Genomic DNA, 200 nt, shown 5'->3' with positions numbered 1-200 from the left:
ACCGCTGTCGGCGGCGGCTACTTCCTCAGCACCGACGGCACCCTCTACTTCAACAACACCCCCCTCCAGACCGGAGTCACCACCGCCACCGGCACCGCGTACGGCAGCACCCAGCAGCGCGTCTACTACCAGGACGCCACCGGAGACCAGTGGGTCATCACCTACTCCAACGGAGCGCCGAACTCCCCCACCAGGCTCAA

1 protein-coding gene is annotated in these 200 nt (G+C 66.5%); it reads left to right on the top strand.

Annotation, left to right across the window (positions count from 1 at the left end):
* A partial coding sequence (locus ASF46_RS19345) for a hypothetical protein (protein ID WP_162240152.1) occupies nt 1-200 on the top strand: 200 nt, incomplete at both ends.

It is taken from the genome of Rathayibacter sp. Leaf296 (genome assembly GCF_001423045.1).
Taxonomy (GTDB): Bacteria; Actinomycetota; Actinomycetes; order Actinomycetales; family Microbacteriaceae; genus Rathayibacter; species Rathayibacter caricis.
Note: the sequence above shows the minus strand (reverse complement) of the source record. Positions and strands in the feature narration are given on the sequence as shown.